The sequence below is a fragment of the Streptomyces sp. AcH 505 genome (assembly GCF_000818175.1).
Lineage (GTDB): Bacteria > Actinomycetota > Actinomycetes > Streptomycetales > Streptomycetaceae > Streptomyces.
In genome coordinates this window covers 4,833,144-4,836,750 of the sequence record NZ_JTIY01000001.1, presented here as the reverse complement: position 1 = coordinate 4,836,750, position 3,607 = coordinate 4,833,144, and the positions used below count along the sequence as shown (strand labels likewise).

At 72.6% G+C, this 3,607-nt stretch carries 3 protein-coding genes; 1 reads left to right on the top strand and 2 read right to left on the bottom strand.

What is annotated here, in order from left to right; translation table 11 throughout:
• Positions 1–339: 339 nt before the first annotated feature.
• Entirely contained in the window at positions 340–1,542 is a 1,203-nt protein-coding gene (locus tag HY68_RS22080) for an amino acid deaminase/aldolase (RefSeq protein WP_041991457.1), read from the top strand.
• 43 nt (positions 1,543–1,585) lie between these two features.
• Here the strand turns inward: HY68_RS22080 and HY68_RS22075 are convergent, their stop codons facing one another.
• Both HY68_RS22075 and HY68_RS22070 read right to left on the bottom strand, forming a co-directional pair.
• Entirely contained in the window at positions 1,586–2,377 is a 792-nt protein-coding gene (locus HY68_RS22075; RefSeq protein ID WP_041991455.1) for a 3-oxoacyl-ACP reductase, read from the bottom strand.
• 6 nt (positions 2,378–2,383) lie between these two features.
• Positions 2,384–3,607: aldehyde dehydrogenase family protein (locus HY68_RS22070; RefSeq protein WP_041991453.1), on the bottom strand; the 1,224-nt coding region annotated here is incomplete at its 5' end.

Sequence of the window (3,607 nt, the reverse complement as noted above, 5' to 3'; positions counted from 1 at the left end):
GCGGGCCGGGGCGGCGCCGGCGGTTTGGGCGGCAGCAGCGCGTCCGTGATGCGGGAGCGGGGCTGGGGCACGCCGGGCGGCGGCTGGACCTCGGGAGGCTCCGTGGGCCGGGGCGGTATGGAGGAGCGCCGCGCGTCGGTGCTCATCTGCCCCCCTGTGCAGTTCGGTCCGCTGTTCGGCCCGCGCCGATCCGCCTTGCCGGGCAGGCCCGTTCGAACGCCGCGTGTGCGTCACTCTACGGGCTGGACCACCCCCGGAGGGAACGGGTGGACCGGCCGGTGGTGATCTGCCCAATAGATCCCCCTACCGTCGGGTAATCCTGTCTGGCAAGCTCGGTCCATGACTCCCCGCGCCACTGACAGGGCCCGCTACGACCGGGCCACCGCTCATCTCGACGCCCCGTTCGCGATCGTCGATCTCGACGCCTTCGACGCGAACGCGGACGATCTCGTCCGGCGGGCGGCGGGCAAGCCGATCCGGGTGGCCAGCAAGTCCGTTCGCTCCCGTGCGCTGCTGGAACGGGTGCTGGCCAGGGACGGTTTCGCCGGGATCATGTCGTTCACGCTGGCGGAGTCGCTGTGGCTGGCGCGCGCCGGTTTCGACGACGTACTGCTGGCGTACCCGTCGGCGGACCGCTCCGCGTACGCGGAGCTGGCGGCCGACCCCAAGCTGGCCGCCGCCGTGACGGTGATGGTCGACGATCCGGCGCAGCTGGATCTGATCGATCTGGCGCGTGCGGGCGGTCAGGAGGAGATCCGGGTCTGTCTGGAACTCGACACGTCGCTCCGGATGTTCGGCGGCCGGGTACGGATCGGCGCGCTGCGCTCGCCGCTGCGCGAGCCGGCACAACTGGTCGAGCTGGCGCGGTCGGTGGCGCGCAGGCCGGGCTTCCGGCTGGTGGGTCTGATGGCGTACGAGGGCCATATCGCGGGCGTCGGCGACGCGATCGCCGACCGGCCGCTGCGCTCGCGGGCGATCAGGCTGATGCAGGCGACGGCCCGCAGGGAACTGGCGGACCGGCGCGGCGCCGTCGTACGCGCGGTCCGCGCGGTGGCCCCGGAGCTGGAGTTCGTCAACGGCGGCGGCACGGGCAGCGTCCAGCACACGGCCGCCGAGGAGGCGGTGACGGAGATCGCGGCGGGTTCTGGCCTCTACGTACCGCGCCTGTTCGACAACTACACGTCGTTCACCGGCCGCCCGGCAGCGCTCTTCGCCCTGCCGGTGGTCCGCAGGCCGGGCGTCGGCGTGGTGACGGTCCTCGGCGGCGGCTACCCGGCGTCGGGCGCGGCAGGCCCCGACCGGCTGCCCGAACCGTATCTCCCTGAGGGCCTGCGCTACGACGCGCAGGAGGGCCCGGGTGAGGTCCAGACCCCCCTGCTCGGCTCGCCGGCGGACGACCTCCTGATCGGCGACAAGGTCTGGTTCCGGCACGCGAAGGCGGGCGAACTGTGCGAACGGTTCGACACCCTGCACCTGCTGGAGGGCGACCACCTGACCGCCGAGACCCCGACCTACCGGGGCGAGGGCAAGACGTTCCTCTGACGCGGTCCCGTGGCCACGCGGCCGCCCTCCCCGGCGGCCGCGGCTACACCGGGGTGACGTAGGCGCCCGCGATGCCGCCGTCGACCAGGAAGTCCGTGGCGTTGACGAAGGACGCGTCGTCGCTGGCGAGGAAGGCCACGGCGGCGGCGATCTCGGTGGCCTCCGCGAAGCGGCCGACCGGGATGTGGACCAGGCGGCGGGCCGCGCGTTCCGGGTCCTTGGCGAAGAGTTCCTGGAGCAGCGGGGTGTTGACGGGGCCCGGGCACAGGGCGTTGACCCTGATGCCTTCGCGGGCGAACTGGACGCCCAGTTCCCTGGACATGGCGAGCACGCCGCCCTTGGACGCGGTGTACGAGATCTGCGAGGTCGCCGCGCCCAGTCTGGCCACGAACGACGCGGTGTTGATGATGGAGCCCCTGCCCTGGCGCTGCATGTAGGGGATCGCGGCCTTGCAGCAGAGGTAGACGGAGGTGAGGTTGACCTCCTGGACCCGGCGCCAGGCCGCGAGGCCGGTGGTGAGGATCGAGTCGTCGTCGGGCGGGGAGATGCCCGCGTTGTTGAAGGCGACGTCGACGCTGCCGTAGGTGTCGTACGCCGTCCTGAACAGCGCTTCGACCTGTTCGGGGTCGGTGACGTCGACCCGTACGAAGGTGCCGCCGACCTCGTCGGCCGTGGTGCGGCCGGTGGTCTCGTCGATGTCGCCGCAGACGACATGGGCGCCTTCGGAGGCGAGCCTGCGGGCGGTGGCGAGGCCGATGCCGCTGCCGGCTCCGGTGATGACGGCGGTGCGGCCGACCAGTCGGCGGCAGACGGCGTCCGTGGTGGCTTCGGTCATGGGTGCTCAGGCCTCCGTGCTGATGAAGACGTTCTTGGTTTCGGTGAAGGCGGTCAGTGCGTCGGGGCCGAGTTCGCGGCCGAGCCCGGACTGTTTGAAGCCGCCGAAGGGGGTGCTGTAGCGCACGCTGCTGTGCGAGTTGACGGACAGGTTCCCGGCGGCGACCCCGCGGGAGACGCGCAGGGCGCGGCCCACGTCGCGGGTCCAGATGGAGCCCGCGAGGCCGTGGTCGGTGGCGTTGGCGAGCCGGACCGCGTCCTGTTCGCCGTCGAAGGGCAGGACGACGGCGACCGGGCCGAAGACCTCCTGGACGGCGGCCGGTGAGTCGGCGGGGGCTTCGGTGAGGACGGTCGGCGGGAACCAGAAGCCGGGCCCCACGGGTGCGCTGCCGCGCAGCGCGGGCGCGCCGTCGGGGACGTAGGACCGTACGCGCTCCAGCTGGACGGCCGAGATCAGCGGGCCCATCTGGGTCGCCTCGTCGGCGGGGTCGCCGACGACGACGGCGCTCAGCGCCGGGGCGAGCAGGTCGAGGAAGCGGTCGTACACCTCGCGCTGGACGAGGATGCGGGTGCGGGCGCAGCAGTCCTGTCCCGCGTTGTCGAGGAAGGACATCGGCGCGGTGGCCGCCGCCTGTTCGAGGTCGGCGTCGGCGAAGACGATGTTGGGGCTCTTGCCGCCGAGTTCGAGGGTGACGCGCTTCACCCGCTCCGCGCACTTCGCCATGATCTGCCTGCCGACGCGGGTGGACCCGGTGAACACGATCTTGGCCACGCCGGGGTTTTCGACGAGGGCGTTGCCCGCGATGTCCCCGGCGCCTGGCAGGACTTGCAGCAGATGCTCGGGAAGGCCTGCCTCCAGGGCCAGTTCGGCGAGGCGCAGCGCGGTGAGCGGGGTGGTCTCGGCGGGCTTGAGGATGACGGCGTTGCCTGCCGCGAGCGCGGGCGCCGCGCCCCAGCCGGCGATCGGCATGGGGAAGTTCCAGGGGACGATCACCCCGATCACCCCGAGGGGTTCGAGGAACGTGACGTCGATGCCCCCGGCCACGGGGATCTGCCGGCCGGTCAGCCGCTCGACCCCGCCCGCCGCGTAGTCGAGCAGATCGCGGACATTGCCCGCCTCCCAGCGGGCGTTGCCGATGGTGTGGCCGGCTTCGCGTACCTCCAGCCGGGCCAGTTCCTCGGTGTGCGTGTCGACGAGGGCGGCGAAGCGGCGCAGCAGCCGCGCCCGGTC

Bases quoted from the DNA above. Each gene is read 5' to 3' on its own strand.
- HY68_RS22075 (WP_041991455.1), bottom strand. From the start codon at position 2,377: ATGACCGAAGCCACCACGGACGCCGTCTGCCGCCGACTGGTCGGCCGC.
- HY68_RS22080 (WP_041991457.1), top strand. From the start codon at position 340: ATGACTCCCCGCGCCACTGACAGGGCCCGCTACGACCGGGCCACCGCT.